Origin of the sequence: Actinomadura sp. NEAU-AAG7 (assembly GCF_018603865.1) — a bacterium.
In the GTDB taxonomy this organism is placed as follows: domain Bacteria; phylum Actinomycetota; class Actinomycetes; order Streptosporangiales; family Streptosporangiaceae; genus Spirillospora; species Spirillospora litoris.
The window spans coordinates 1,566,756-1,592,516 of the sequence record NZ_JAHFZY010000001.1; the positions used below are offsets into that span (position 1 = coordinate 1,566,756).

Annotated in this window: 25 protein-coding genes; 20 read left to right on the forward strand and 5 right to left on the reverse strand. The window is 69.5% G+C overall.

Going from position 1 to position 25,761, the window contains the following annotated elements:
• Positions 1–58 precede the first annotated feature (58 nt).
• From KLI87_RS07135 to hemC, 19 genes are all read left to right on the forward strand, one after another.
• On the forward strand, positions 59–673 hold the full coding sequence (locus tag KLI87_RS07135) for a PadR family transcriptional regulator (protein ID WP_214616282.1): 615 nt from the start codon (positions 59–61) through the stop codon (positions 671–673).
• A 52-nt stretch (positions 674–725) separates the two neighbouring features.
• Positions 726–2,354, forward strand: coding sequence for a urocanate hydratase (locus KLI87_RS07140; RefSeq protein WP_214616283.1), 1,629 nt, complete (start codon positions 726–728; stop codon positions 2,352–2,354).
• A complete protein-coding gene (locus tag KLI87_RS07145) occupies positions 2,351–3,505 on the forward strand; it encodes a CaiB/BaiF CoA-transferase family protein (protein WP_214616284.1) in 1,155 nt (384 codons plus the stop codon). The genes KLI87_RS07140 and KLI87_RS07145 overlap by 4 nt, the downstream gene beginning before the upstream one ends.
• Entirely contained in the window at positions 3,502–4,605 is a 1,104-nt protein-coding gene (locus KLI87_RS07150) for a GDSL-type esterase/lipase family protein (RefSeq protein WP_214616285.1), read from the forward strand. Before KLI87_RS07145 ends, KLI87_RS07150 begins: the two co-directional genes overlap by 4 nt.
• Positions 4,606–4,697: 92 nt before the next feature.
• A complete protein-coding gene (locus tag KLI87_RS07155) occupies positions 4,698–5,915 on the forward strand; it encodes a M20 family metallopeptidase (RefSeq protein ID WP_214616286.1) in 1,218 nt (405 codons plus the stop codon).
• Positions 5,908–7,179: a M20/M25/M40 family metallo-hydrolase gene (locus KLI87_RS07160; protein ID WP_156214237.1), complete on the forward strand. Its 1,272-nt coding sequence runs from the start codon at positions 5,908–5,910 to the stop codon at positions 7,177–7,179. Before KLI87_RS07155 ends, KLI87_RS07160 begins: the two co-directional genes overlap by 8 nt.
• 7 nt (positions 7,180–7,186) lie before the next feature.
• Entirely contained in the window at positions 7,187–8,650 is a 1,464-nt protein-coding gene (locus tag KLI87_RS07165; protein WP_214616287.1) for an NAD(P)/FAD-dependent oxidoreductase, read from the forward strand.
• A complete protein-coding gene (locus KLI87_RS07170) occupies positions 8,647–9,315 on the forward strand; it encodes a carboxymuconolactone decarboxylase family protein (protein ID WP_214616288.1) in 669 nt (222 codons plus the stop codon). The genes KLI87_RS07165 and KLI87_RS07170 overlap by 4 nt, the downstream gene beginning before the upstream one ends.
• Before the next feature lie 419 nt (positions 9,316–9,734).
• Positions 9,735–10,250, forward strand: a complete 516-nt coding sequence (locus KLI87_RS07175) for a DUF6879 family protein (protein ID WP_250903493.1) — start codon at positions 9,735–9,737, stop codon at positions 10,248–10,250.
• A 53-nt stretch (positions 10,251–10,303) separates the two neighbouring features.
• Positions 10,304–11,098: a helix-turn-helix transcriptional regulator gene (locus KLI87_RS07180; protein ID WP_214616289.1), complete on the forward strand. Its 795-nt coding sequence runs from the start codon at positions 10,304–10,306 to the stop codon at positions 11,096–11,098.
• Positions 11,099–11,621: 523 nt separating this feature from the next.
• Entirely contained in the window at positions 11,622–11,747 is a 126-nt protein-coding gene (locus tag KLI87_RS40920; protein ID WP_284734055.1) for a hypothetical protein, read from the forward strand.
• Positions 11,744–12,826: a methyltransferase domain-containing protein gene (locus tag KLI87_RS07185; protein WP_214616290.1), complete on the forward strand. Its 1,083-nt coding sequence runs from the start codon at positions 11,744–11,746 to the stop codon at positions 12,824–12,826. The genes KLI87_RS40920 and KLI87_RS07185 overlap by 4 nt, the downstream gene beginning before the upstream one ends.
• Positions 12,827–12,922: 96 nt before the next feature.
• A complete protein-coding gene (locus tag KLI87_RS07190; protein WP_214616291.1) occupies positions 12,923–13,318 on the forward strand; it encodes a DUF3224 domain-containing protein in 396 nt (131 codons plus the stop codon).
• Between the two features lie 121 nt (positions 13,319–13,439).
• Positions 13,440–14,657: a helix-turn-helix transcriptional regulator gene (locus tag KLI87_RS07195; protein ID WP_214616292.1), complete on the forward strand. Its 1,218-nt coding sequence runs from the start codon at positions 13,440–13,442 to the stop codon at positions 14,655–14,657.
• 43 nt (positions 14,658–14,700) lie between these two features.
• The gene (locus KLI87_RS07200; protein ID WP_214616293.1) at positions 14,701–15,909 is read left to right on the forward strand and encodes a helix-turn-helix domain-containing protein; all 1,209 of its coding nucleotides are present in this window, start codon (positions 14,701–14,703) and stop codon (positions 15,907–15,909) included.
• 44 nt (positions 15,910–15,953) lie between these two features.
• Entirely contained in the window at positions 15,954–17,168 is a 1,215-nt protein-coding gene (locus tag KLI87_RS07205) for a helix-turn-helix domain-containing protein (protein WP_214616294.1), read from the forward strand.
• A gap of 44 nt (positions 17,169–17,212) precedes the next feature.
• Positions 17,213–18,412, forward strand: coding sequence for a helix-turn-helix transcriptional regulator (locus tag KLI87_RS07210; RefSeq protein WP_214616295.1), 1,200 nt, complete (start codon positions 17,213–17,215; stop codon positions 18,410–18,412).
• 51 nt (positions 18,413–18,463) lie between these two features.
• Positions 18,464–18,724 (forward strand): hypothetical protein, encoded by a 261-nt coding sequence (locus KLI87_RS07215; protein WP_156214230.1) that lies wholly within the window; start codon positions 18,464–18,466, stop codon positions 18,722–18,724.
• Between the two features lie 129 nt (positions 18,725–18,853).
• Positions 18,854–19,825: a hydroxymethylbilane synthase gene (gene hemC / locus KLI87_RS07220; protein ID WP_284734056.1), complete on the forward strand. Its 972-nt coding sequence runs from the start codon at positions 18,854–18,856 to the stop codon at positions 19,823–19,825.
• Between the two features lie 121 nt (positions 19,826–19,946).
• Here the strand turns inward: hemC and KLI87_RS07225 are convergent, their stop codons facing one another.
• From KLI87_RS07225 to KLI87_RS07235, 3 genes are all read right to left on the reverse strand, one after another.
• Positions 19,947–20,405 (reverse strand): SgcJ/EcaC family oxidoreductase, encoded by a 459-nt coding sequence (locus tag KLI87_RS07225; protein ID WP_156214228.1) that lies wholly within the window; start codon positions 20,403–20,405, stop codon positions 19,947–19,949.
• Positions 20,406–20,590: 185 nt separating this feature from the next.
• The gene (locus tag KLI87_RS07230) at positions 20,591–21,250 is read right to left on the reverse strand and encodes a DNA alkylation repair protein (protein WP_250903494.1); all 660 of its coding nucleotides are present in this window, start codon (positions 21,248–21,250) and stop codon (positions 20,591–20,593) included.
• A 419-nt stretch (positions 21,251–21,669) separates the two neighbouring features.
• The gene (locus tag KLI87_RS07235) at positions 21,670–22,137 is read right to left on the reverse strand and encodes a cupin domain-containing protein (protein ID WP_156214226.1); all 468 of its coding nucleotides are present in this window, start codon (positions 22,135–22,137) and stop codon (positions 21,670–21,672) included.
• A gap of 105 nt (positions 22,138–22,242) precedes the next feature.
• On the opposite strand from KLI87_RS07235, the gene KLI87_RS07240 reads away from it, so the two are divergent.
• Positions 22,243–22,875, forward strand: a complete 633-nt coding sequence (locus tag KLI87_RS07240; RefSeq protein ID WP_214616297.1) for a TetR/AcrR family transcriptional regulator — start codon at positions 22,243–22,245, stop codon at positions 22,873–22,875.
• A 6-nt stretch (positions 22,876–22,881) separates the two neighbouring features.
• Here the strand turns inward: KLI87_RS07240 and KLI87_RS07245 are convergent, their stop codons facing one another.
• On the reverse strand, positions 22,882–24,483 hold the full coding sequence (locus KLI87_RS07245; protein ID WP_214616298.1) for a TIR-like protein FxsC: 1,602 nt from the start codon (positions 24,481–24,483) through the stop codon (positions 22,882–22,884).
• A complete protein-coding gene (locus tag KLI87_RS07250; RefSeq protein WP_214616299.1) occupies positions 24,480–25,757 on the reverse strand; it encodes a CHAT domain-containing protein in 1,278 nt (425 codons plus the stop codon). The genes KLI87_RS07245 and KLI87_RS07250 overlap by 4 nt, the downstream gene beginning before the upstream one ends.
• Positions 25,758–25,761: the final 4 nt, after the last annotated feature.

Sequence of the window (25,761 nt, forward strand, 5' to 3'; positions counted from 1 at the left end):
CCGAACAGGAGACGAGCGAGCCCTATGACCGTCCAGAATGGATGGTACAGTTCGATCCATGACGATCCACCTCTCGTCCAGCTCGTACCTGGTGCTCGGCCTGATCGGCCTGCGCGGGCCGAGCTCGTCGTACCAGCTCAAGCGGGCTGTCGAGCGCTCCGTCGGGTACTTCTGGCCGTTTCCGCACAGCCAGCTCTACGTGGAGCCGAAGCGGCTGGCCGAGGCCGGCCTCCTGGAGGAGTCGGCCGAGACGCAGGGCCGCCGCCGCCGCACGTACTCGCTGACCCCCGCCGGACGCGACGCGCTGCGCGCGTGGCTCGGCGACCCCGGCACCGAAGTCTTCCAGGTCCGCAACGAGGCGGAGCTGAAACTGTTCTTCAGCGAGCTGGGCGACGCGGGGACGGTCGAGCGGCTCGCCGAGGCGCAGGCCGGCTACCACGGCGAGCGGCTCGCCGGGTTCCGGGAGACGCTGGAGCGCCTCGGCACCGTCCCCGACCTGGAGAAGCGGGTCGCGCCGCTCGTCCTCGGCGTGCGGATCGAGGCGGCCTGCCTGTCGTTCTGGGAGGACGTCCGCGAGTCGGGCGTGAGCGGCGCGCTGGCCCGGACCGCGCCGGTCGCCGCCGAGGGCACCGCCGGGCCGCCGGATGGGGGATCGGGGCACCACCCGGGCTGAGCACACCGCGCCCCGCGACACGCGGCCCCCGCCGCGGGAAGGAAGGGCCAGCATGGTGATCGCCGACGCCGCCGGAGGCGGGACGCGCTGCCGGGGTCCGCGCCAGGAGACGCTGCTGCGGATGCTGGAGAACACCCTGGCGCACGCGGAACGGCCCGGCGAGCTGATCGTCTACGCCGGGCTGGCCAAGGCGGCCCGCGACCACGACGCGCTGAAGCAGATCGTCGCGGCGCTGTCGGAGCTGGAGGAGCACGAGACGCTCGTCGTCCAGTCCGGCAAGCCGATCGGGGTGTTCCCCACCGGGACGCGGGCGCCGCTGGTCCTCATGGCCAACAGCAACCTCGTCGGGCGCTGGGCCACCGGCGAGCACTTCTACGAGCTGGAGCGGCGCGGGCTGATCGCCTGGGGCGGCTACACCGCGGGCGACTGGCAGTACATCGGCTCGCAGGGCATCGTCCAGGGCACCTACCAGACGCTCGCCGCCGTCGCCGACGCGCACTTCGGCGGCGACCTGGCCGGACGCCTCGTCGTGACCGCCGGGCTCGGCGGCATGGGCGGTGCGCAGCCGCTGGCGACGGTGATGGCGGGCGGCGTCGCGCTGTGCGTCGAGGTCGACCCCGACCGGATCCGGCGGCGGATCGACGGCGGCTACCTCGACCGCGCCACCGAGTCCCTCGACGAGGCGCTCGCCTGGGCGCGGGACGCCGTCGCGGCCCGCACCGCGGAGTCGATCGGGCTGCTCGGCAACGCCGCCGAGGTGCTGCCCGCGCTGCGCGGACGCGGCGTCGTCCCGGACGTCGTCACCGACCAGACGGCCGCGCACGACCTGCTCTACGGGTACGTCCCGGCCGGGATGTCCCCGGCGGAGGCGGCGGAGCTGCGGACCGACGACCCCGGCGAGCTGACCCGCCGGGCGCGCGCGTCCATCGCCGCGCACGTGGAGGCCATGCTCGCCTGGCAGGAGGACGGCGCGATCGTCTTCGAGTACGGCAACAACCTGCGCGCGCAGGCTGCGGAGAACGGCGTGGACGCCTTCCGCATCCCGATCTTCATCGAGCGCTACATCCGGCCGCTGTTCTGCCGCGGCCTCGGGCCGTTCCGGTGGGTCGCCTCGTCCGGGGACGCCGCCGACATCGACCACATCGACGAGCTGGTCGTCCGGGAGTTCCCCGACAACGACCTCGTCCAGCGGTGGATCCCGATCGCGCGCGAGCACGTCCGGCAGGCGGGGCTGCCCTCGCGCATCTCCTGGCTCGCGCACGGCGAGCGCGCGCGGCTCGCGCTGCTGGTCAACGACGCCGTCCGGCGCGGCGAGCTGAAGGGCCCGATCGCCTTCACCCGCGACCACCTCGACGCGGGCGGGGTGTCGCAGCCGCTGCGCGAGACCGAGAACATGCCGGACGGCTCGGACGCCGTCTCCGACTGGCCGCTGCTGAACGCGCTGCTCAACGCCGGTTCGGGCGCCGACCTCGTCGCGATCCACGCCGGGGGAGGCGGCTACGCGGGCTACATGCAGAGCGCGGGGGTCACGCTGATCGCCGACGGCACCGGCGCCGCCGACGACCGGATCCGCTCCGCGCTCACCGCCGACACCGGCATCGGGATCATGCGCTACGCCGACGCCGGATACGAGGACGCGGCCGACGCCGTCCGCGCGAGCGGCCTGCGGTGGTTCGGATGACCGCGCTTGAGGACGTGCGCGTCCTGGACCTGAGCCGGATCCTGTCCGGCCCGCTGTGCACGCGGATGCTCGCCGACCTCGGCGCCGAGGTCGTCAAGGTGGAGTCCCCGGCGGGCGACGACGGCCGCTTCTTCGGCCCGTTCGTCGACGGCGAGAGCACCTTCCACCGGCTCCTCAACCGCAACAAGCTCGGCGTGACGCTGAACCTCAAGGACCCCGCCGACCGGGAGCGGTTCGCCGGGCTGGTCGAGCGCTCCGACGTGCTGGTCGAGAACTTCCGGCCCGGCGTGCTCGACCGGCTCGGGTTCCCGCCCGCGGAGCTGGCGCGCCTCAACCCGGGGCTCGTCGCGGTCTCCATCAGCGGGTTCGGACGCGGCGGGCCGCTCGCCGACCGTCCCGCCTACGACCTGATCGTGCAGGCCATGTCGGGGCTGATGTCGGTCACCGGGCCGGAGGGCGGGCCCGGCGTCCGCGTCGGCGTCAGCGTCGGCGACATCGTGCCCGCGCTCTACGCGACGGTCGCGGTGCTGTCGGCGCTGCGCGAGCGCGAGCGGACGGGCCGGGGCCAGCACATCGACGTGTCCATGTTCGACGGCCTGGTCTCCGTCCTGGAGTCGGTCGCGATGCGGGCGCTGCACACCGATGAGCCCGTGCTGCCGACCGGCGGCCACCACGCGATCAGCGCGCCGTACGGGACGTTCGCGGCCAAGGACGGCACGATCACGATCGCGGTCGCCGGCGACGCGCTGTTCGCCCGGCTCGCCGCCGTCCTGGACCGGCCCCGCTGGCTGGAGGACGAGCGCTACGCCACCGACGCCGAGCGCGGCCGCAACCGCGAACCGCTGCGGCGCGAGGTCGAGGCGGCGCTCGCGCACCTGACCTGCGAACAGGCCCTCGCCCTGCTCGCCGGGGCCGGTGTGCCGTGCGGGCCGGTGCTCGGCGTCCGCGAGGCCCTCGACCTGCCGCACACGCTGGCCCGCGGCCTGGTCACCGAGGAGGCCGACGGGTTCCGGACGCTCGCGGGCGGCGTCCGCACGACCGGGACCGTCCGCGAGTTCCGCCGCGCGCCCGACCGGGGCGAGCACGACCACCTGCTGGAACGCTGGCTGGCGGAGGAACCCCGCCGCCCCCGGACGGAGGACGCATCGTGACCGCCGCCTTCGACGGCCTGCTGGCGGGCGCCCTCGACATCGAGCGCACCGAGACCGGCCTGATCCCGCGCCGGCTGCCCGCGTGGACGCGCCCGCAGATCACCGACCCCTACATGCGGCTGATGGTGCCGCGCCCCGCCGGGGTGCGGCTCGTCCTGCGCACCGACGCGGGCGCCCTGGAGCTGGACGTCTTCGTGACGCGGTTCCGCAACGCCTACTTCCCCCTGTTCCCCGTCGCGTTCGACGCGGTCGTGGACGGGACGCGCGTGCTCTCCCGCCCCGTCCGGGACGGCGACCTGTGCATCGTCCGCGCGGGCGCGGTCACCGACACCGTCCGGGGCGTGCCGGAGACGATCCGCTTCGACGGGCTCGGCCCCGGCTGGAAGGACGTCGAGGTCTGGCTGCCCCAGGCCGCCGTCGTCGAGCTGCGCGACCTGCGCGCCGACGGGGCCGTCACCCCCGGGCGGCTCCCGGAACGCAAATGGGTGCACTACGGCAGCTCGATCAGCCACTGCGCCGAGGCCGGCGGCCCGACCAGCGCCTGGCCCGCCCGGGTCGCGCGCGCCGCCGGGCTCGATCTGACCTGCCTGGCCTTCGCGGGGAACTGCCACCTCGACCCCTTCGTCGCCCGGACGATCCGCGACCTGCCCGCCGACGTCATCACGCTCAAGATCGGCATCAACGTCCAGAACCTCGACTCGCTCAAGGAGCGGACGTTCGGCCCGGCGCTGCACGGCTTCCTCGACACCGTCCGCGACGGGCACCCGGAGACGCCACTGGTCGTGGTGTCGCCGATCATCTGCCCGACCGCCGAGGACCGCGCCGGACCCACCGTCCAGGACGAACAGGGCCGCTACCACGCGACGGGCTCGACGTCGGGGCTGACGCTCGTCCGGATGCGGGAGTTGATCGAGGAGGCCGTCGCCTCCCGCGCGGACGCCGCGCTCTCCTGCCTGGACGGCCGCTCATTGTTCGGCGAGGACGACGCGGACGACCTCTACGACGGCCTCCACCCGAACGCGGACGGATATCGGCGTATCGCCGAACGCTTTCACGCGCTCGTCTTCGGCCCTAATGGGATGGCTGTGCCGGGCGCATAGCCGTCCCGGGAATTCTTTGGTCCGGCGGCCTCAAGACGTCCCCGGAAAAGGCTTCTACGCTCGAAACGAATCGCATGGAACGGACGAATGCCATGACCACCGTAGCGACCGGGGACGACGCGGCCCGGGTGATCGGCGTCATCGATCAGCACGAACCGGAACTCGTCGCCTTTCTCCGTGATCTCATCCGCATTCCGAGTGTCTGGGGCGACGGCCCGGCGCTCACGGCGGCGGCCGAACACCTCGCCGCCCCCCTCGCCGAGGCCGGCCTCACCGTCGAACTGCCCGACTCGGGCACGCCCGGAATGCCGAACGTGCTCGCCCGCACGGGCACCGGCGACCCGGCGGACGCGCTGATCTTCAACGGCCACCTGGAGGTCTACCCGCCCTCGACGTCCTGGCGCCGCGACCCGTTCGGCGGCGAGATCGACGGCGGCGCCATCCACGGCGTCGGCGTCGCGGACATGAAGGCCGGGACGGCCGCGATGACGATGGCGGCGGCCATGCTCGCGCGGTCGGGCGTCCCGCTGCCCCGCGACGTCGTCGTGCTCGCCGTCCCGAACCACTTCGAGGGCGGCGAGGGCACCCGCCAGGCGCTGCGCGACGGCCTGCGCGGCGCGTACGCGGTCAACTGCGAGCCCAGCGGCCTGCGGGTCCTCACCGGCCAGCGCGGCATCGCCTACGTCACCGTCACCGTGCGCGGGCGCGCCGCGCACACCACCGCGCTCGACATCGGCGTGAACGCCGTCGCGCGGGCGGCGGAGGTCGTCCGCGAGGTGCTCGCGATGCCGATCACCGCCGCCGACGGCCGCGTCCTGGACGACGTCAAGATCTGCAACGTCGCGCAGATCTCCGGCGGCGTCGCGCACAACCTCGTCCCGGAGCGCTGCGACATCACCTTCGACTTCCGCTTCCCGCCCGCGCAGACGCAGGACGACGTGCTCCGCGACGTCCGCGCCGCCGTGGAGCGCGCACTCGACGACCTCACCGGGTTCCCTGTCGAGGTGTCGCTGGAGGCCACCTGCGTGAAGAACCCGCGCAGCTCCCTCCGGGTGCCGGACGGCGAGGGCCTGCTCGCCGACGTCGCCGCCGCGCACCGCGCCTCCACCGGGCGGGACGCCGCGCACGGCTTCCACCAGGCGTGGCCCGACACCCCGATCTTCTGGGAGGCGGGCATCAGGGCCGTCACCTACGGCCCCGGCTCGATGGACTGCTACTGGGACGACGAGTCCGTGCCGGTGGAGGACTACCTCGCCGCCGTCCGGACCTACGCCCTGGCCGCCCTGACCCTGGGCGGCGCCGATGGCTGAGGTCGAGGAGATCTGCGCCGACCTGATCCGCTTCGACACGACGAACCCGGGCGGCCGCGAACGCGAGGCGGCCGAGTACGTCGCGACCCTCCTCTCCGACATGGGCCTGGACCCGAAGGTCATCGAAGCCGAACCGGGCCGCTCCAACGTCGTCGCCCGCGTCCCGGGCACCGACCCCTCGCTGCCCGCGCTGCTCGTCCAGGGCCACCTCGACACCGTCCCCGCGCAGGCCGCCGACTGGTCGCGCCACCCCCTCAGCGGCGACATCGCCGACGGCCACGTCTGGGGGCGCGGCGCCGTCGACATGAAGAACGCGGTCGCGATGACGCTCTCGGCGTTCGGCACCGCGCTGGCCGAGGGCCGCCGCCCCCGCCGCGACATCGTGCTGGCGTTCGTCGCCGACGAGGAGACCGGCGGCCGCCTCGGCGCGGGCCACCTGGTCGCCGAGCACGCCGACCTGTTCGAGGGCTGCCGCGCCGCGATCGGCGAGGTCGGCGGCTTCAACGTGCCGACCCCGTCCGGCCCGCCGCTGTTCGCGGTGTCGGTCGCCGACAAGGGCCTGCGCTGGTACGAGGTGCGCGCGAAGGGCGTCGCCGGGCACGGCAGCATGATCGCGCAGGACAACCCGATCCCGCGGCTGGCGGAGACGACGCTGCGGGTGCTGTCGGCCGAGCGCCCCTACACGGTCACCGAGCCGATGCGCGTCCTCGCCTCCCGCGTCGCGGGCCGCCCGCTCACCTCGCCCGCCGAGATCGCGGACGTCCTCGCCACCCGGACCGGTCCCTTCGGCCGGATGTTCGCCGCCGGGGTCCAGGGCACCGTCAACGTGACGCGGCTCGGCGCGGGCTACAAGGAGAACGTCATCCCGGGCGAGGCGTGGGCGCGGTTCGACTGCCGCTTCGTCCCGGGCCACGAGGACGAACTGCACGAGCACCTCACCTCCGGATTGGACGAGAACACCGAGGTGTCACTGCTCCGACGCAGCCCGCCCGTCCTCTCCGACCACGAGGGTGAATGGTTCGGACTTCTCACCCGCGCACTGCGCGAGGTGAGCCCCGGTTGCGACGTCGCCCCCTTCGTGTTCAGCGGCGGCACCGACAACAAATGGTTCCGGACGCTCGGAATGGAGACCTACGGATTCACGCCGATGCTGTTCCCGGCCGGCTACGACTATCCGGCGATGTTCCACGGCGTGGACGAACGCTGCCCGGTGGAGGCGCTGCGCTTCGGCGTGCGGGTCATGGACGAACTGATATCCCTGTGAGGACCGGATGACACGGCGCAGTTCAAGCCCGCGGGTGGCGATCATCGGCTGCGGCCTCGGCGGAATCGCCACCGCGGTGAAACTGAAGAAGAAGGGCCTCACCCGCTTCACGGTCTTCGAGCAGTCCGACGGCCCCGGCGGGACCTGGTGGGACAACCGCTACCCCGGCTGCGAGGTCGACATCGCCTCGCACGCCTACTCCTTCTCCTTCCTGACCTACGACTGGACGCGCACCCACGCGCGCCAGCCCGAATTGCAGGCGTACGCCGAACACGTCCTCGACCGCTTCGACCTGCGCCGCCACTGCCGCTTCGGCGTCCGCGTCGAATCGGCGACCTGGGACGAGGCGAACTCCCGCTACGACCTCCTCCTTCCCAATGGCGAGATCGAGCGGTTCGACGTCGTGATCAGCTGCCTCGGCCTCCTGAACCAGCCCCGCTACCCCGACTGGCCGGGCCTGGACGGGTTCGAGGGCCCCAGATTCCACACCGCCCGCTGGCCGGCCGGCCACGACCTCACCGGCAAGCGCGTCGCGGTCGTCGGCACCGGCTCCACCGCCACCCAGGTCGTCCCGGCGATCGCCGACGAGGTCGAGAAACTCTACGTCTTCCAGCGCCAGCCCGGCTGGATCCTGCCCAAGGGCGAACGCGACTTCACCCCCCGCGAACGGGCCATGTACCGGGTGCCGCCCATCCAGAAACTCCGGCGGCTGCGCCTGTTCTACCAGTTCCGCCAGATGTACAAGGGCTACGACCTGCACGGCGAACGCCAGCGGCAGAACCTCCGGGCCTGCCGCGCGTACATCGATTCCACCATCGAGAATCCCGACCTGCGCGCCGCACTCACGCCCGACTACCCGTGGGGATGCAAGCGCCCGGTACTGGCGACCGGCTTCTACCCGGCCCTCAACCGCCCCAACGTCGACCTCGTCCCCCACGCCGTGACCCGCATGACCCCCAAGGGGATCATCGACGCCACGGGAACCGAACGCGAGATAGACGTCCTCATCATGGCCACCGGCTTCCGCGCGACGAAGTACCTGGCGTCCCTGGAAGTACGCGGAGTAGGCGGCATCTCCGTCCACGACACCTGGAAGGACGACCCGAGGGCGTTCCTCGGCATCACCGTCCCCGGCTACCCCAACTTCTTCATGCTCTACGGCCCCAACACCAACGGCGGCTTCTCCATCATCGCCCAGTTGGAACGCCAGGCCGAAGTGGCCGCCCGGATGGTCGCCCGGATGCGCCGCAAACGCCTCCGCGTCGTGGACACCCGCCCCGGCGCCGCCGAGCGCTGGGTCGACTGGGTCGACACCCAACTCCACCGCCACGCCTCCGCGATGGAGGCGAACTGCACGAACTACTACCACGCCGAGAGCGGACGCAACGTCACCCAATGGCCGAAGCCCCACGGCGAGTACTACCTCCTGACCAAGGCCCTGCCCTTCCTGGGCTTCACCGGCCGCCGATGAAACCGCTGCGGGAACTCCTGGCCTCCGACCCCGAACTCCTGGACGCCTGCACCGCCCTGGCAGACGTCCCCGCGAACCACGCCGCCCTGGACCCCAAAACCCAAGAACTGATAGCCCTGGCGGTGAATGCCGCCCCGACCCACCTCCACACCCCCGGCATCCGCCGCCACATCCGCGCCGCCCTGGCCCACGGCGCGACCCGCGAAGAAGTCATGGAAACCCTCCAGTTGGCCGCGACCCTGGGCATCCACGCCGCGAGCACAGGCTTCCCCCTCCTGGACGACCCCCCGGAGCCCACCGAGGAAACAGAACGACTCCGCGCCGAGTTCACCCGCCGCCGCGGCTACTGGGACCCGTCCTGGGAGGACGTCCTCCGCCACGCCCCCGTCCTCTTCGCGGCCTACCTGCGCTTCTCCGCGATCCCCTGGGACAGGAACGCCCTCCCCCCGAAGACCAAGGAACTCATCTACATAGCCATAGACGCCTCGGCGACCCACATGTTCACCGAGGGCCTGAAGGTGCACATGACCAACGCCAAAAACCACGGCGCCACCCCGTCCGAGATAGCCGCCACCCTAGAAATAGCCAGCACAATAGTCCTGCAAACCCTAGAGGTAGCAGTCCCCATCCTCCAAGAAGAACTGAACAACCCCCCACTCAAGTAAAGCCCCCGGGCTCGTCCAGCCACACCCGTCACTCACGAGTCACGACGATGACCCAACCCAGCCAAAACCGGGATCCCCTACCTCAACCATCGGAAGTAGAAGTCCCAACCCGGGCAGCTGTTGACCGCGCGGCGTCGCGCAGGAGAAGCTTCTGTGAGGCGTAGCGAGCATCATCGAGCATCCTCCAGGCCGGAGGCAAGGCATGACTCTACGGTTGATCGGCGGAGACCATCAAAGCGAAGGTGGCGGTTCCCCTGCCGTATGGGTGGACACCGATACCCATGAGATCCTTGTGCAAGGGCTGACCGGCGACGGGTCGACCAGGGCCGACGCGCGAGCCACGGGTAAATTGACACCCGACCATGAGTCGATCATCAGGTTCCCTGATCGGCTGTACCCGTTGCTCGCGGAGGCGCACCATGTCATCGCAGAACTTCGAGGAGACATTCGAGGCAATGCTCCGCGAAGCACGCCATGAGGCGCTACATCTGGAAATGAGGGACTTTTACGGCCCTCCGTCCAAGACGTTCGCCGACTGGAAGGCCGGGATCGACTACGACCCCGCCGAGAGGTTCGCGCCTTGGGTGTCACTCGTCCTGGAAACGGTCGCACGTGGTGTTGCGGTTCGTCGCGCCCGTATCGTGGGAACTCCCGTCAGTGAGTACACGCGATACCTCCACTGGACGACGCGCATGAACGTCGGAGCCGGTGAAAGTGTGCGGTGGCTGATCCGCCGTGACGCCGCCGACTTGTGCCTTACCGGGGCGGATTTCTGGGTGATTGACGGAGCCATCGTCTACTGGAACCACTTTTCTGGCGAGGGTATCCTCAATGAGGTCGAACGCGATGACCGGGACGCATCGGCCAGGCTGGCGCGTTCGGCCTTCGAAGCCGCTTGGGCGAGGGGCGTCGACCATTCCGGGTTCCAGCCCTGACGGTGGCTCACTCTCCCACGCCGGCAGTTCGGGAGGCGCGGCGCGCTCTTGCGTTGCGTCTTCGTGACATCCGCCGTGATGCGAATCTCAGTGGGGCGGCCCTGGCGCGGGCCGCGAACTGGGACCGCACCAAGGTCTACAAGATCGAGGCGACCACGACCACGCCGTCCGACACGGACATCCGTATCTGGTGCGCCGTCTGCGATGCCGAGGAGCAGACAACTGACCTGATAGCGATGGTCCGCGCCGTCGAAACGATGTACGTCGAATGGTGGCGGGCCGCCCGTTCCGGGTTGAAAGCGGTGCAGCGTGGCGCTATTCCGCTCTATGAAAGAACCACGACCTTCCAGATCTATGAGCCAGGAGTAATTCCCGGACTGTTTCAGACCAGGGAGTACGCAACAGCCCGAATGGGGCGGTTCACTGAATTCCATGGTTTTCCGGGCGCAGTAGCGGACGCCGTCCAGGCTCGTATGGAGAAGCAACGAGTCGTCCGGTCAGGAAAGCGTACGTTCGCTGTTGTCCTGGAGGAATCGGCGTTGTGGCTTCGGATCGGTTCGCGCGAGCTGATGCGCCAGCAGCTTGATCACTTGGCGCGGGTTGCCACGTGGCCGCAGGTTTCGCTCGGGATCATCCCCCGTGACCAGGACCGCCGTATTTGGTCCGTACCCAACTTCTGGATCTTCGATGGACGGCGCGTGATCACGGAGACGCCCACCGCCGAACTGAACATCACCACGCCGGGCGAGGTCGAGATCTATCGGCGCCTTTTCGTTGAACTCTCCGCCATGGCGCTCGTCGGCGCGGGCGCCGAGCATCTGATCGCTAAGGCGTACGCCCAGTCCTGAATCCTGGTGAGCATCATCGAGCATCATTGTGGATGCTTGTAGGACGATGAGCTTAGCGTCCTCGGTATGAGGCGCCACAGCCCGCGACACCCCAAAGCCCCCGCTGATCAGCCGATGCCAACGAGTGGGCGCCGTTCGTACCTGGTCGTCCACGATGCGGCTGTGCGTGTGTGCGGTGGGATGTCGTGCGGTGTGGTTCCGCGTGACGGTGCTGCACGTGATCAACTCCGACGCCGCGAGCCGATCGCAAAGATCGGGGGCGGACTTCGTCGAAGGCCGGTGGTGGTTCACCTGGGTGGCACCGGATCGGGACGGTTGACGAGGTGGACGGCGCCGTCGATGCCATCAGCCAAGCGGTCGGTGCTCATGCGCGGATGCGTGGCTGATGCCGGACGAACCGGATGACGTCTTCCGACTGAGAGCCCGACAACCGAGGCGGCGACCGCAGCAAGGCCATGGTCCTTGCGGGGAGGCTCCACAACGCGGCGTCCGGCCGCACGGATACAGCGAAAGGAACTCGGCGATGGGCAGGCACGAAGGCGGGCAGGGCGATGAGCGTGGGGGCAGCGGCGACGGCCAGAAGGGCAGCGGTCACGGCGGGAAGGGCGACGGCACCAACGGCAACCCCAACGACGGGCAGAAGAAGTGATCGACTGGCATGAGGTGTTCGAGCAGGTTCCCCGGAGCCTGTTCGCGCCCCCGGTGTTCTGGGCCGACCTGGGTCCCGGCCCATGGGCCAGAATCGACCGCGACGCCGACTCCGCCTTGTGGGCCGAGGTGGTCGCGCGCGATCAGCCGCTCGTCATCCAGTTCGAGGACGGCCACGCCGAAGGGACGGGGCTGGCTACCTCGTCACTGTCCATGCCCACGGTCGTGGCCGAGTTCCTGTCTCGGCTCGACCCGTTGCCGCATGACCGGGTGCTGGAGATCGGCACCGGATCAGGATGGACGGCCGCGCTGCTTTCCTCCCGCCCCGGAGTGAAGGTGACCTCCGTCGAGGTCGATCCGGATATGGCGGCACAAGCCGCGAAGCGGCTCAAGGGTGCCGGTTTCCATCCCCGGCTCATCGTGGGCGATGGCGCGGAGGGGTGGCCGCCGGGAGCACCGTACGACCGGGTGCACGCGACCTGCGCGGTGACCTCCATCCCGAACGCGTGGATCGAGCAGACTCGACCGGGCGGGGTGATCGTCGCCCCGTATTCGCCGGGCTTCGGGTGCGGCACCATCGTCCGCCTGGACGTCCTGCCCGACGGTGCCGCCATAGGCCGGTTCTGCGGATCAGCGGACTACATGCTCCTTCGTTCCCACCGGCCCGCCGGAGGCCGTCCACGCGCATGGGTCGATGCAGGCCGGAAAGCCGCCGGCTCCGCGACAAGGCTTGACCCCCGGCTGATCCGGTCCGCACCCGTCAGCGTCGATCTCGTGATCGCCACCCTCGTGCCCGGTGTGGTGTCTCGTTTCTACGAGGACATCGAGCAGACCGGAGAGGCGACCCTGTGGGTGCTGGACGCCCGGGGGCCGGGCGGCGCATGGGCATCGGTGGACTATGTACCAGGCCACGAGACCTACCGGGTGGAACAGGCCGGAGACCGCGCCCTGTGGGAAGAAGTCGAAGACGCCTACGCCCAATGGCTGAAGTGGGGACGTCCCGACATCACCCGCTTCGGAATGACCGTCACTCCCCAAGCACACACGATCTGGCTGGACGACCCAAGCAACATCGTCTAGGGGCCGGTCGAGTAGTGGACGTCGTCCTCAATGCCGGATCGGTTCTGACGCCACCTCGGCGTAAGAGGTCACCGACGTCGGCTAGCCTTGCGCTCCATGTCTGACCAGCACAAAGAGCGCGCCGTTGAGGCCAGGTTCGAGATCGTGGAGTTCGAGGAGACGGTCTACGAGGAGCCCGCGGAGGGCCCCAAGCTGACCCGGGTCACGATCAAGAAGCGCTACGAGGGAACCATCGAAGGCGCCGGCGTGACCCACGTCCTCACGGCCCAAGGCTCGGCAGGGGGCGGCTACGTGGCGTCCGAACGGATCGAAGGCACCCTGGACGGCCGCCAGGGCACGTTCGTGATCCAGCACCACGGGCTGGCCGACGGCGACGCCCAAACCAGCGACGGGCGTATCGTCCCCAACTCGGGCACAGGAGAACTCGCCGGCATCTCGGGCCGAGCAATGGAACGCGAGTTCAAAGTGCTCACCCTCGTCTACACCCTCTGAAGGGTTTCCACGCGGAAATCCTGTGAGGTGACTCTTACGTACCGTGCTGCGCTGGAACGAATGGATCATCGCCGCCCCGCCGTAGCCTGGGGGCGCCGAGACCTTCGGAGGTGCGAGGCCGATGTACGACGAGGTCACTATTGGGGCTCGTCTGCGGGCTTTGCGTCGTTGGCGGGGGATGTCGCTGCGGACTTTGGCCGATCTGGCGGATTTGAGTCAGGGTTTCCTGTCCAAGGTGGAGAACGGCAAGCAGCCTCTTGACCGTCGCTCTCACATCGCCGCTGTCGCCCAGGCCCTCCAGGTCTCCGAAACCGACCTCATGGGCGGCCCCCACCTGAGTACCGACCCGACCCAGGCCGGGCCGCATTCGGTCGTCCCCGCGCTGCGGGCCGCGATTCAGACCAACCGGCTCGGCGACGCGGCGGTCGACAGGGCGCGCCCCCTGCCCGACCTCCTCGCCGAGACACGGGAGTTGGAGGAGGTCTTCATCTGCTGCGACTACCTCGCCCTTGGTCGGCGTCTGCCGAGCGTCATCGACGAACTGCACTTCCACATCGCCGAGCCCGCTGGGGAGCCCGCGTTACTCACAGCCTTGACGGTGCTGGTCGAGGTGTACATGTTCGCCACGTTCCGGACGAAGGACCTCGGCTATTCCGACCTCGCCCACCTGGCCGCGTCACGGGCGATGGACGCCGCGAAGCTTTCCGGCGATCCGGTGGCCGCCGGGAAGGCCGACTACCTACGCGTGCAGACGATGCCACGCGAGAACTCCTGGGACCGGGCCCAGATCGCCGCCGAGCAGGCCGCGAAGATGCTCGAACCCCACGCGACGGATCCGCTTGGCATCCAGGTGCTCGGCATGCTCACCTTGTCGGCGGCGATGGCGGCGGCCGTGCAGCACAAGACGGCAGCGGCCGGGGCCTGGCTGGACGAGGCCCGCGCGCTCGCCGCCCGCGTCCCCGACGAACCGCTCGTCAACTGGTCGTCGTTCTCGACCACCAACGTCGGCGTGTGGGGGGTGGCTGTCGGTGTCGAGTCCGGTGAAGGCGGGGCCGCCGTCCTGGAACTTGCCGACGCCGTGGACGAGGCGAAACTCAGCGCCCGCCGCTCGCGGCACGCGACCTTCCTCGCAGACGTCGGCCGAGGCCTCGCCCGGGACCGGAACCGGCGAGGCGAGGCCCTCCGCTGGTTGCGGCGAGCGGAGGCGGTCGCGCCGCAGCGCATCCGCAACAACGCTGCGGTGCGCGAGACGGTCGGGGTCATGCTTCAACAGGCGAGGGAGGCGGCCGTGGGTCGTGAGCTGCGGGGAATGGCCGCTCGAATGGGCGTCCCGCATTAAAGGTTCCAGTTCTGGCGCCGAGACCTTCGGAGGTGCGAGGTCGATGTACGACGAGGTCACCATCGGGGTTCGTCTGCGGGCGTTGCGTCGTTGGCGTGGGATGTCGCTGCGGACTTTGGCCGATCTGGCGGATTTGAGTCAGGGTTTCCTGTCCAAGGTGGAGAACGGCAAGCAGCCTCTTGACCGTCGATCTCACATCGCCGCTGTCGCCCAGGCCCTCCAGGTCTCCGAAACCGACCTCATGGGCGGCCCCCACCTGACACGGGACCCCGTCCAGTCCGAACCGCATCGCACGATTCCCGCAGTGCGCACCGCGTTGATGACCAACACCTTCACCGCGCCTGCGACGGACCGGGCCAGGCCGCTCGCCGAACTCGTCGCGGAGATGGTCCGCATCGGTCGCAGCGAGTACGGCCATGACGAGGTCGCTGTGAAACTCCCGCCGATCATTGACGAGTTGCACGTCCACGTGTGTGCCCCGGCGGACGAGGCAGCGCACCGGCTGGCGCTGCGGACGCTGATCGAGGCGTTCCAGTCCGCGACCTTCCTCAGCAAGGACCTCGGCTATACCGACCTCGCGGCCGTCGCCGCCATGCGCGCGCACGACAGCGCGAGGATCCTCGACGACCCGGTGAGCGTCGGCAAAGCCGCGACACTGCGGATCCACACGCTGCCGACGGGCGCGCGCGACCTCAGGCTCACGGCCGCCGAGTCCGCGGCCGAGGCGATGGAGCCGCACGTCCGCGATGATCTCGACGTCCAGGTACTTGGAATGATCACCCTGGTGGCCTCTCTCATCGCGACGCTGAGTTACAGGTACGACCGTGCCGAGCACTGGCTGGCCCAAGCCGGTGACCTCGCCACCCGCACCGCCGATGACCCGGGCGCGAACTGGGGCGCGTTCTCGGCGACGAACGTCGGGGTGTGGCGCGTCGCGCTCGCCACCGAACGCGGCGCCACCGGCAGGCCGCTCCTTGACCTCGCCGCAGGCGTCGACGAGGCGAAGCTGAGGCCACGCCGCGGCCGCCACGCGACATTCCTCGCCGACGTGGGACGTGGCCTCGCACGCGAGCCGCGAACCCATCGCGAGGCGGTGCGCTGGCTCCGCCGCGCCGAATCCACCGCGCCCCACAAGATCCGCAACTCGACGGCCGTCCGCGAGACGGTCGGGGTGATGCTTCAGCAGGCGAGGGAGGCGGCCGTGGGTCGTGAACTGCGCGGGATGGCCGCTCGAATGGGCGTCCCGCATTAGAGGTTTGTGTGCTGGTGCCGAGACCTGGGGAGGGAGTGAGGTCGATGTACGAGGAGGTCACCATCGGGGCTCGTCTGCGGGCGTTGCGTCGTTGGCGGGGGATGTCGCTGCGGACTTTGGGCGATCTGGCGGATTTGAGTCAGGGTTTCCTGTCCAAGGTGGAGAACGGCAAGCAGCCCCTTGACCGTCGCTCCCACATCGCCGCCGTCGCCCAGGCCCTCCAGGTCTCCGAAACCGACCTCATGGGCGGCCCCCACCTGACACAGGACCCCGTCCAATCCGAACCGCACGTGCACATCCCCGCTCTGCGTGTTGCCTTGCAGACGAACGGCATCAAGGCGGCCGCGACCGATCGGGCCCGCCCGTTGGCGGCGTTGGTCGTTGAGGTTCGCGATGGGCTGGAGCCGTTGCGCCGGGCTTGCGACTATGTCGCCATCGGCGAGCGGCTCCCCGCCGTGCTGGACGAGTTGTATGTCCACACGGCGGAGCCCGCCGACGAGCTCGCACAACGGACAGCGTTGGAAACACTCGTCGAGGCGTGCGTGTGCGCCACATTCACCGCCAAGAACCTCGGCTACCCGGACCTCGCGTACATGGCCGCAGCGCAGGCTGCCGATGCCGCGAGCCATCTTGCCGAGCCCGCACAGATTGGTAAGGCCGCCTTTCTGCGAATGCAGACAGTGCCGAAGGCTCCCCAAGCGCGCACGCTATTGATGGCCGAGCGAGCCGCCGACGCCCTGGAGCCGCACGTCAACGCACCGGGCGCGGTTGAAGCGCTCGGCATGCTGGCCTTGACGGCATCGCTTACGGCCGCGACGTGCTACGACAAGGCAGGCGCCGAGTACTGGCTCGCCGAGGCCGCACGCCTGGCAGCGCGTGTGCCGGACAAGCCCCTGACGAACTGGCAGTCGTTCAGCACCGCCAACGTCGGTGTCTGGCGGGTCACGGTGGAAGTCGAGCGCGGCGCTTCCGGCGCGTCCGTCCTGAAACTGGCCGAAAGCGTTGACGAGACCAGTCTCGGACGTTCGAGCCGTCGCGCCGCGTTCCTGGCCGACGTAGGTCGCGGGCTGGCGCGCGACCGCCGGACACAGGCCGAGGCGCTGCGATGGCTCAAGCGTGCGGAGGCGGTCGCGCCGCAGCGCATCCGCAACAACGCTGCGGTGCGTGAGACGGTCGGGGTGATGCTTCAGCAGGCGAGGGAGGCGGCCGTGGGTCGTGAGCTGCGGGGGATGGCCGCTCGAATGGGCGTCCCGCATTAGAGGTTTGTGTGCTGGTGCCGAGACCTGGGGAGGGAGTGAGGTCGATGTACGACGAGGGCACCATTGGGGCTCGTCTGCGGGCGTTGCGTCGTTGGCGGGGGATGTCGCTGCGGACTTTGGCCGATCTGGCGGATTTGAGTCAGGGTTTCCTGTCCAAGGTGGAGAACGGCAAGCAGCCTCTTGACCGTCGCTCTCACATCGCCGCCGTCGCCCAGGCCCTCCAGGTCTCCGAAACCGACCTCATGGGCGGCCCCCACCTCATGCAGGATCCCGTCCAGGCCAGCGGGCACAGGGCTGTTCCGGCGCTACGGACGGCGCTCACCGTCAACACGCTGGACGACGCCGGGACCGATCGTCCGCGCCCCCTTGATGACCTCGCCGCCGCACTGGACGGGCCAGTGCACAAAGCCGAGAAGAGCGCCGACTACGCCACGCGCGGCACCTTGCTCGCGCCGATCCTGGCGGAGTTGCATGCCCACGTCGCCAGAGGCGGGGAAGCGGACCAGCTTCGCGCCCTGCCGCTGCTCGTCCAGGCGAGCCACGGTGTCGCGATGACGGCACGGTTCCTCGGTTACGACGACCTCGCGTCGCTGGCCGCTCACCGTGCCGGTGAAGCGGCGGCGCGCCTGGAGGACCCTGTGGTCGGCGGACGCGCCGCATGGGTGCGGGTGCAGACGCTGCCGCGCGGCACGGACACCGGGAGGCGGGTCGCCGCGCATGCGGCCGACCATCTGCAGGATATGGACGGCCCTGAGGCGCTGGAGACCTACGGGATGCTCCACCTGAGCGCCGCGATGTGCGCCGCGACCCTCAACGACCTCGGGGCTGCTGAGGCGCACCTCGCCGAGGCGCGCGACACCGCGTCCCGCATGGGTGAGCATCCCGGAGCCTGGGGCGGTTTCGGCCCTGCGAACGTGGGTGTGTGGGGCGTCGCCATCGCGACGGAGGTCGGTGACCACGAGGGCGCGGCTCGTACGGCCGAGACGGTTGACCCGGAGCGGTTGGGCAGTCGAGAGCGGCAGGCGATGCTGTGGGCCGACCTCGGGCGAGCGCTGGCACACATGCCAGGCCGTCAGCGGGACGCGGTGTCCGCCCTAGTGCGCGCCGAGCGAATCGCTCCGCAGCGGATCCGCAACAGCGGTCCCGCGCGGCATGCCATCGAGGTCATGCTGTCGCAGGCGAGGGAGGCGGCGGTGGGGCGGGAGTTGCGGGGGATGGCCGCTCGCATGGGCGTCCCGCATTAGGGTTTCCATCTAGAATCACTGTGTGTCATCGGCTGGCTACCTTCTCGCGTCATGGACGCGACAATCACCGCGCATCTGGAGCGGCTGGCGGGGGAGCTGAAGGTTCGGGGATGGCACGCGAAGGTTCGTGTCGAGCCTGGCCGGACGCCCTGCCTGCATGTCCGCAACCCCGAGGCGCCACGCATGAACGACGACGTCGTCGCCGACACGTCCGCCTACCGGTGGACGTGGGGCAAGGACATCGGTCCGCTCTCGGAGACGGCGGCGGTGGCCGACCGTGTCATGTACGTGCTGCGCACGAACGGCATGTGAAGACGTGAGCGCGGCGGCCGTGGCGAAGACGCGGACGCGGCCGCCGCGCTCACTTGGAGAGTCGCCCACGCTGCTCCCCGTGCCGGTGCTGTGATGGACCACGGTGCATCTTGCGCGGGCGAGAAGGAGATGAGTGTGCGGGGCGATGGTGAGCCGGGGTCCTCCTGGGGTGCCGGGGGCGGAGGTCTGCGACTGGGGACGCGGACGTCGCCGTTGGCGATGGTGCAGGCCAACGGGGTGGCCGTGCGGCTGCGGGAGTTGGCGGACGTGCCGGTCGAGGTGGTCGGCGTCCAGACCTCCGGGGACCGGCACCAAGGGCATCTGGGTGAGTTGGGCGGCAAGGGCGCGTTCATGCGCGAGATCGACCGCGCGCTACTGACGCGGCAGATCGATGTCGCGGTGCACTGCCTGAAGGACGTGCCCGGCGACGTGCCTCGTCCGGGGGAGTTGGTATTCGCCGCCTACGTCGAGCGGGACGACACCAGCGACGTGATGCTGTTTCCCGTGGCGAGCGACGTCCAGTGCATGGCCGATCTCGCGCCGGGCGCGCTGGTCGGGACGTCGGCCGTGCGGCGGCGTGCGCAGCTCGGGCGTATCCGTCCCGACCTGCGGGTGGAGTACCTGCGCGGCAACGTGAACTCGCGGCTGGGCCGGCTGGACGCGGGTGAGGAGTTCGACGCCATCGTGCTGGCGCGGGCAAGCCTCGATCGACTGGGGATCGAGCGGCACGGCGAGAGCCTCGACATCGTTCCGGCGGTCGGCTCGGGCGTACTGGCCGTGGACTGCCGCCGCGCCGATCCCGACATCGTCGAACTGGTCCGGCTGCTGGACGACAAGGAGACCCGCCAGTGTGTGGCCGCGGAGCGCACGATGCTCCACGGCCTGCAAGGACACTGCAACAGCCCGATCGCAGGGCACGCCCGGATCGAGCGTGACGGACAACTGAGCCTGCGGGGGATGGTGTTCACCCGGGACGGCTCGCAGTTCGTCCACTCCCAGGAATGGGCCTCACCGGACAAGGGTGAGGATCTCGGCACGTACGTGTCCGGTGACCTGCTCAGCAAGGGCGCCCGCGACCTGATCGACCGCATCCCGCACTAGCGGCGCGGTTCGAATGAGGACGTAAGTCTGGGTGGGCAGGGGCGCAGACTGGACGGGTCCGCGACGGCGCTCGAACCGTTGCTCCGTGACATGGAGTGGTTCCAGGCGCCGAGTTCGGACCTCATCTGCCGGGGTCGAAGATAGGCCGGCTCGTCGTCGCCGAATCCAGCTCGTCATCGGGTGCGCCGATGTTCTGGGCGGCGGTCAGGAGCCACGTCCCGTTCTCCTTTGCCATGACCCACAGCGGAGAGCCCACGTCCGGCCCCTCGGGCGTCTGGTATATCTGGCGCAGCTTGACGGCGGCGACGTCAGGGCGGATGAACAGTACGTGCTCCAGTTCGAATGTGATCGTCAGGTCCTTCATCCCGCCAGGAAGCACTTGGTGGGTGAAGGCCGAGATCTCTTCGATGCCGAAGAGGCGCTTTCCGCCGCCGGTCGTCCAGATGGCGTCGGCCCGGAAAAGCTTGAGGAATTCTTCGGGGAGTTCGTTGTTCTGTGCGTGTTCGACGGTGGCGATCACTTGCAGGATCGCCTCGATCTCAGCCTTGCTCGATTGTGCGTCGAGGCCCGATGTGCTCATGAAGGCTACTCTGCGACCTCAACTGTGCTTGAGGTCAAGACGTTTCGGGCACTGTATTACTGCTGCCCGTGGGCGCGGTGGGTCCCGGATGCCGGTGCGGGTGGTATCGGCCAGGGGCGCACGCATCTCGGCGGGCGCGGACCCGTCCCGGTGTCACCGGCCGTTGGCGTTGCGGGGATGTCGTGTTAGGGGTGTTGGCGGGACACCATCTCGTTGATCCAGGTGGGGGCGTAGGGGGACGTGCAGCCTGGGGGAGTCGGGTAGTCCTTGAGTACCTCCAGGCGTTCGCCGATGTCGAGCGCGCGGGCGCGGCGGGCGGGGTGGTCGATTCCGATTCGGGCCAGGCAGTGGTTCATTTCCCATTGCAGGCGGTCTGGGGCGTCCTTCATCCGCGCTTCGATGGTGTCCAGGAGCGCTGCGAGGTCCAGGCCCTCGGGGTTCTTCGTCACGCGGTCGGTGGTCAGGGCCCAGGCGGCGCTTGCCACGACGGGGTCGGGGTCGGTGAACCAGGCCAGGCGTAGTTCTTCGGCGTGCGGGCTCTTCTTCACGACGTGGTTCACGAGCCAGTCGTGGACCTTGGGAGTGCGGGCCTCGCGCAGCATCGCGTCCAGGTCGGCGCGTTCGAAGCTCTTGGGGCGGCAGATCAGGGTCGCGAGGAGTTTCGCGGCGCTGTCGTCGGTTCGCCAGAGTTGGCATGCCAGTTCGTGTTGTGTCTTCAGCCGTTTCGCCAGCGCCCGAAGTTTGCTGAGGTTCACGGCGTGGTCGTCGCCGTGGCGTTCGTTCACCGCGCGTGTCTTCGGGTCCGCGAGGGCGGCCAGTTCGGCCATCACGTCGTCGGTCGGCATGCTCGGGCTCCCTTCGTCCTGGAAGCAGCTTATGGCCGTTGCCTGCTGGAAAGGGGTTTCGGTCGTGAACGGCCGAACCAGGACTGGGGTCGGAACGTGGTTCGCGGCGGTTTCTGCTAGCTTTCTTCGATTGAACTTCGTGGAAGCGTCAATTCCATGATTATTGGAATGAAGGGGTTGGTCGGTGCGGGGGTGACCGTATTCGGGGTCGCCGCGGAGCCGCCTCCGCCAGGAACAGAACAACGGCTATTGGATTCAGGGGTGCCGACCGATGTGGTCATCGACCCCCTTAACGGCCGGGTGCTGTCGGTGACTCCGCGAAACGGATCGGTGCGTTAAGGGTTGTGGCCATCTCGCGCGCTGTCGGGGTGGTGGGCCGGTCCGCCGGGTGCTCCCCCCTCGCGCCCGACGGACCGGGGTCAGCGGGGCGGGCCCACGACGATCTGGCCGTAGGCGTCGGCGGCTGCGGCCAGGGCTTCCCGGGAGATCTCGAAGTCGTCCGGGCGGGGAGTGGAGAGGTCGCGGCCCGCCTGGCGGAACATGCCCTCCAGGCCGCCGGGGGTGGCGATCATCAGCAGGTCCGCGCGGTCTGAGGTGATGCGGTAGCCGTGCGGGATGTTGCGGGGGAGGTAGACGATGCCGCCCTCGGACAGCTCCATCCGCTCCTCGCCCACCCACAGCAGGGCGGAGCCCTTGATCAGGAGGAAGATCTCGTCCTCGCGGGTGTGCATGTGGAACGGCGGCGCCTCGCCCTTGGAGACGTCGAACCGGCCGACGGTGAGCTGCCCGTCGGTCGCCGCCGCGTCCAGCAGGACGGAGAAGGTGCCGCCGTCGAGCCATTCGAGTTTCTGCTGGTCCTCGCGCTGGGCCAGGTACGGGATGCTCATGGCTGCGCCTCCTTGAAGCGGACGATTTCATCCGCTTAAGGCCGAGTGTAGCCGGTCGGGAGAGTAAGCGGAAGTATTCGTCCGCTTTGCTGGCATACTGGGCGCATGGCTCCTGGTGGGCGGCGTCCCCGGCGTGACGCCGAGGCGAACCGTGAGCGGCTCCTCGCCGCCGCGGTCACGGTGATGCTTCGGGAGGGACGGGGCGTCCCGCTCGCCACCATCGCCGCCGAGGCCGGGGTGGGCGTCGGGACGCTGTACCGGAAGTATCCGGACCGGCAGGCGCTGCTGCATGCGCTGGAGTACCGCGCCTATGGGCTGCTTGTCGGAATCCTGGAGAGCATCGGTGAGCTGCGTTGTTCTGGGCTTGAGGCCGTCGGGGAGTATTTGCGGCGGAATGTTGAGGTCGGGGACCAGCTTGTTCTGCCGTTGCACGGGGCGCCGCCGTTGATGAGTCCGGAGGCGGTGGGGGCGCGGGGGGAGATCTACCGGTACCTGGAGGAGTTCCTCGGGCGGGGACGGGAGGACGGGAGCATTCGCGCGGCCGTCAACGCCACCGATGTCATCGCGTTCGGTGCCCTCATCACGCAGCCGTTGCCATTCGGGCCTCGTTGGCCGCGGATGGCCGAGCGCCAGACAGCACTGTTCTTGAACGCTCTCGCGGCGGACGGCCCGGTGGAGCTTGGGACCGAGATTCGGCGGGAAGGTATTGAGGACGCCTTCGCCGACGGGAACCGGTGAGCTGTCTCAGTCCGGGTTGGGCAGACGGTAGCGGCGGCGGGCGTCAGGCGGCACCGACGGTACGTCCGCTGTTGTGAGATAGCGGGACAGCGCCTCGTGAACGGCCGAGTTGAGGGCCAGGCGAAACGCCTCCAAAGACGGCATGCCCACGGTCGACCCCGTCAGTGCGCAGCTTCTCGGTAGCGTTTCGCGTAGTTCGTGGGAGAGATCGCTGATTTCGTCCATCGTCTGCTGGTCTGATGAGTTGAGCGGAGCGAGGGTGACGAGGGGCGTCTCGTCCAGCTGTCGGAGGCGCTCGCGCAGGATCGGGTCCCGAAGCGCCCAGGGGTCCACGATCAGAATGCGCGGTGCGTCGGCGGGGTTGGGCAGGACGCGGCCGAAGGACTCGACGACACAGTTGGTTTCGGACGCGATGGCCGCCTGCTGGGAGATCGTGCCGACCGACCGTTCACGGTAGGGCGCCCATTCAAAGGCGCTTGCGCCGTAGTAACGGGCATCGCGGCCGGGCGGGAGCCTGTCGAGGGACGGAGCGACGAGCGTGAGCAGGACCAACGGCAGCCGGGAGCGCTGCTGTTCATCGGTGAACAGGCTTCGCACCGAGGACAGGGCGGGGATCCGGCCGGGGGGAAGATCGGCCTGGGCGGCCTGTTCCTTGATGGCGGACGCGAGCCGGAACACGGTCTCCTTGTACTGTTCACGGTACCGGCCCAGTTTCATGATTCCGTACAGGCCCTCCGCCGCGTACGCGGGCGGGAAACTCGACGGGATGAACTGCACGGTGCGCGCCGGCGGGGGGATGTCTGCAATGCCCATCGGCGTCCATAGTGCGGGCACCATCGCCGAGAGGCGACTGGGCCCCGCGGTCTCCGCCTGCGCGCGTTCCTGGAAGGCTGTCCATTCCTTGCCGCAGTACTCGCTTGTGAAATAGGCGGGCGAGAGCAGAGGGACGAAGACGCGGCAGCTCGACAACGCGTCCCTGATTTGCCGCGGCCAGTCGGAACCCGGCGCGATCTGGCGGTCCATGAACCCTGGGTTCGGTGCGTCCGTCATCTGGCCGAGGTCCGCGCACAGGTCATCGAAGAATTTCTGCACCCATCGATCGGGATCTCCTGCGCGGAAACGCGACCGAGCGTAGCTGAGAAAGAAGAGCGGGCGCCGGTCCTCTGCTACCGGCAGGCGTCCTCGGACGGGTCTGGGGGGCGCGGACGGGATCTCGACCGGTTTTTTCGGCGGGGGCGGTGAGGCGTCGTCCAGGACCGTTACATGTAGTTCGTCGCTGCGGGTCGCCGCGCCGCCCTGCGTCATCATGGTGAGGGTCAGGGGGTGTTCTCCCGGGTCTGACGAGGGGGTTGCTTTGATGACGAAGCGGGTGGGGCTGTAGCTTCCGCCGAAGCGGTGGACGATCACCGTGTTGTCGTCTACTGATTCCACGACGAAGTCGGGGCCGCCGTCCAGGACGCAGGTCAGCGCCACCTCCTCGGCCTCGTACGGCCAGGCTCCCGGCTCTTGGAGAACACGGCATTCGACCGTGACGAGGTATTCCTCGCCGCGCCGCACCTGGCGTGGCCAGCCGATGACGGGTTGCAGGTTGACCGCGTGCGCCGTCATGGTTCCCCGGCCTTTCTCGATCGCAGTTCGAGAACGGTGTCGGGGTAGCCGTAGTAGACGTACATGAAGGCATAGAAGAGCGGGAAGAGCAGGCGGGCGGCTTCGGTGTCGGTTCCCCGGGACGGTTCCGGGGCGGCGTCGGCGATACGGCGGCGGTAGTCGCGTAGCGCGGTGGCGAGCGGCGCGTTTCCGTTGCGCATGACATGGGCGACGAGGTCGCGGCCCGCCTCGTGTCCGGCGCGCATTCCGACGGCGCCGAGCGTTCCGATGAAACCGGACGCGCCGGAGCGCAGGAAGACCTCGGCGAAACCGCGCAGGGTGGCGTCGTCGAGTTCGGGGTCGAACGCCTGGCGTCCGGAATGGCAGGCGTTGAGGAACACCACGCTGCGCGAGGAGGAGATGCGGCGGAAGGTGCGGGCGTCGATGTCGCGGACGGAGACGACGTCCCAGGCGGCCGGGCCGTCCCTGAGCTTGATCTTCGCGCCGGACGGTTCGGCGGAGGGGTACTCGCCGTGGCAGGCGATGTAGACGAGGGCGACCGGGTCGCCGGGCTGGTCGAGGTGCAGGAAGAGGCCGTCGAGCGAGTCGTCCCAGATCTGGGCGGAGAGGTGGTCGAGGAGCACTCGGTCGGCGCGCATCTCCTTGTTGATGTAGGCGGCGACGTCGCCCTTGCAGGTCGCCGGCGGCGGTTCCGCCAGGCGCCGCCGCTCGACCGCCGTCGTGGACCGGGTGACGGTGACGAGGGCGCCCATCCATCCGGACTCCGGCGGCTCGTCCAGCCAGAGCAGTTCCCACGGCAGGTCGTAGTCCGTGAGGTCCAGGATGATCAGGCGGAGGTCCGCGCCGTGCGCGCGGCGGATCGCGGCGAGCCAGCCGTGCAGGCGCTCGTTCAAGTGCACCGACCACGACCTGAGGCGCTTCCATGTCTCGGCCGGGGACTCGCCGCCCGTCTCGGGAGTGATCAGCGAGCCGAGCGAGAGGCGCGGCGGGCGCGCCTGGGTGCGCGGGGCCGTGTAGGGGAGTTCGATGCCGCAGCAGCAGGCGCCGGTGAGCCCGAAGACCTCGGTGTCACCGCTGCGGTCGCGGGTCACGGTCAGACGTGCCGTCCCGGCCGGCAGTGCTTCGGTGATGGCGGACGGCCGAGCCGCCAGCGCCACCGGCTCGGGCCGGGCGGCGGGCGGGTCGGGGCGGCGCCCGCCGGTGGGACGCGGCGGGCGTGCGAGCGGCCGTTGCAGCTTCTGCCCGGCCAGCGCCTGGTTCAGCCTGCTGATCATGCCG

Coding starts and splice junctions, on each gene's coding strand:
- KLI87_RS07135 (WP_214616282.1), top strand. CDS start 59: ATGACGATCCACCTCTCGTCCAGCTCGTACCTGGTGCTCGGCCTGATC.
- KLI87_RS07140 (WP_214616283.1), top strand. CDS start 726: ATGGTGATCGCCGACGCCGCCGGAGGCGGGACGCGCTGCCGGGGTCCG.
- KLI87_RS07145 (WP_214616284.1), top strand. CDS start 2,351: ATGACCGCGCTTGAGGACGTGCGCGTCCTGGACCTGAGCCGGATCCTG.
- KLI87_RS07155 (WP_214616286.1), top strand. CDS start 4,698: ATGACCACCGTAGCGACCGGGGACGACGCGGCCCGGGTGATCGGCGTC.
- KLI87_RS07160 (WP_156214237.1), top strand. CDS start 5,908: ATGGCTGAGGTCGAGGAGATCTGCGCCGACCTGATCCGCTTCGACACG.
- KLI87_RS07165 (WP_214616287.1), top strand. CDS start 7,187: ATGACACGGCGCAGTTCAAGCCCGCGGGTGGCGATCATCGGCTGCGGC.
- KLI87_RS07170 (WP_214616288.1), top strand. CDS start 8,647: ATGAAACCGCTGCGGGAACTCCTGGCCTCCGACCCCGAACTCCTGGAC.
- KLI87_RS07175 (WP_250903493.1), top strand. CDS start 9,735: ATGTCATCGCAGAACTTCGAGGAGACATTCGAGGCAATGCTCCGCGAA.
- KLI87_RS40920 (WP_284734055.1), top strand. CDS start 11,622: ATGGGCAGGCACGAAGGCGGGCAGGGCGATGAGCGTGGGGGCAGCGGC.
- KLI87_RS07190 (WP_214616291.1), top strand. CDS start 12,923: ATGTCTGACCAGCACAAAGAGCGCGCCGTTGAGGCCAGGTTCGAGATC.
- KLI87_RS07195 (WP_214616292.1), top strand. CDS start 13,440: ATGTACGACGAGGTCACTATTGGGGCTCGTCTGCGGGCTTTGCGTCGT.
- KLI87_RS07200 (WP_214616293.1), top strand. CDS start 14,701: ATGTACGACGAGGTCACCATCGGGGTTCGTCTGCGGGCGTTGCGTCGT.
- KLI87_RS07205 (WP_214616294.1), top strand. CDS start 15,954: ATGTACGAGGAGGTCACCATCGGGGCTCGTCTGCGGGCGTTGCGTCGT.
- KLI87_RS07210 (WP_214616295.1), top strand. CDS start 17,213: ATGTACGACGAGGGCACCATTGGGGCTCGTCTGCGGGCGTTGCGTCGT.
- KLI87_RS07215 (WP_156214230.1), top strand. CDS start 18,464: ATGGACGCGACAATCACCGCGCATCTGGAGCGGCTGGCGGGGGAGCTG.
- hemC (WP_284734056.1), top strand. CDS start 18,854: ATGAGTGTGCGGGGCGATGGTGAGCCGGGGTCCTCCTGGGGTGCCGGG.
- KLI87_RS07225 (WP_156214228.1), bottom strand. CDS start 20,405: ATGAGCACATCGGGCCTCGACGCACAATCGAGCAAGGCTGAGATCGAG.
- KLI87_RS07230 (WP_250903494.1), bottom strand. CDS start 21,250: ATGCCGACCGACGACGTGATGGCCGAACTGGCCGCCCTCGCGGACCCG.
- KLI87_RS07235 (WP_156214226.1), bottom strand. CDS start 22,137: ATGAGCATCCCGTACCTGGCCCAGCGCGAGGACCAGCAGAAACTCGAA.
- KLI87_RS07240 (WP_214616297.1), top strand. CDS start 22,243: ATGGCTCCTGGTGGGCGGCGTCCCCGGCGTGACGCCGAGGCGAACCGT.
- KLI87_RS07245 (WP_214616298.1), bottom strand. CDS start 24,483: ATGACGGCGCACGCGGTCAACCTGCAACCCGTCATCGGCTGGCCACGC.
- KLI87_RS07250 (WP_214616299.1), bottom strand. CDS start 25,757: ATGATCAGCAGGCTGAACCAGGCGCTGGCCGGGCAGAAGCTGCAACGG.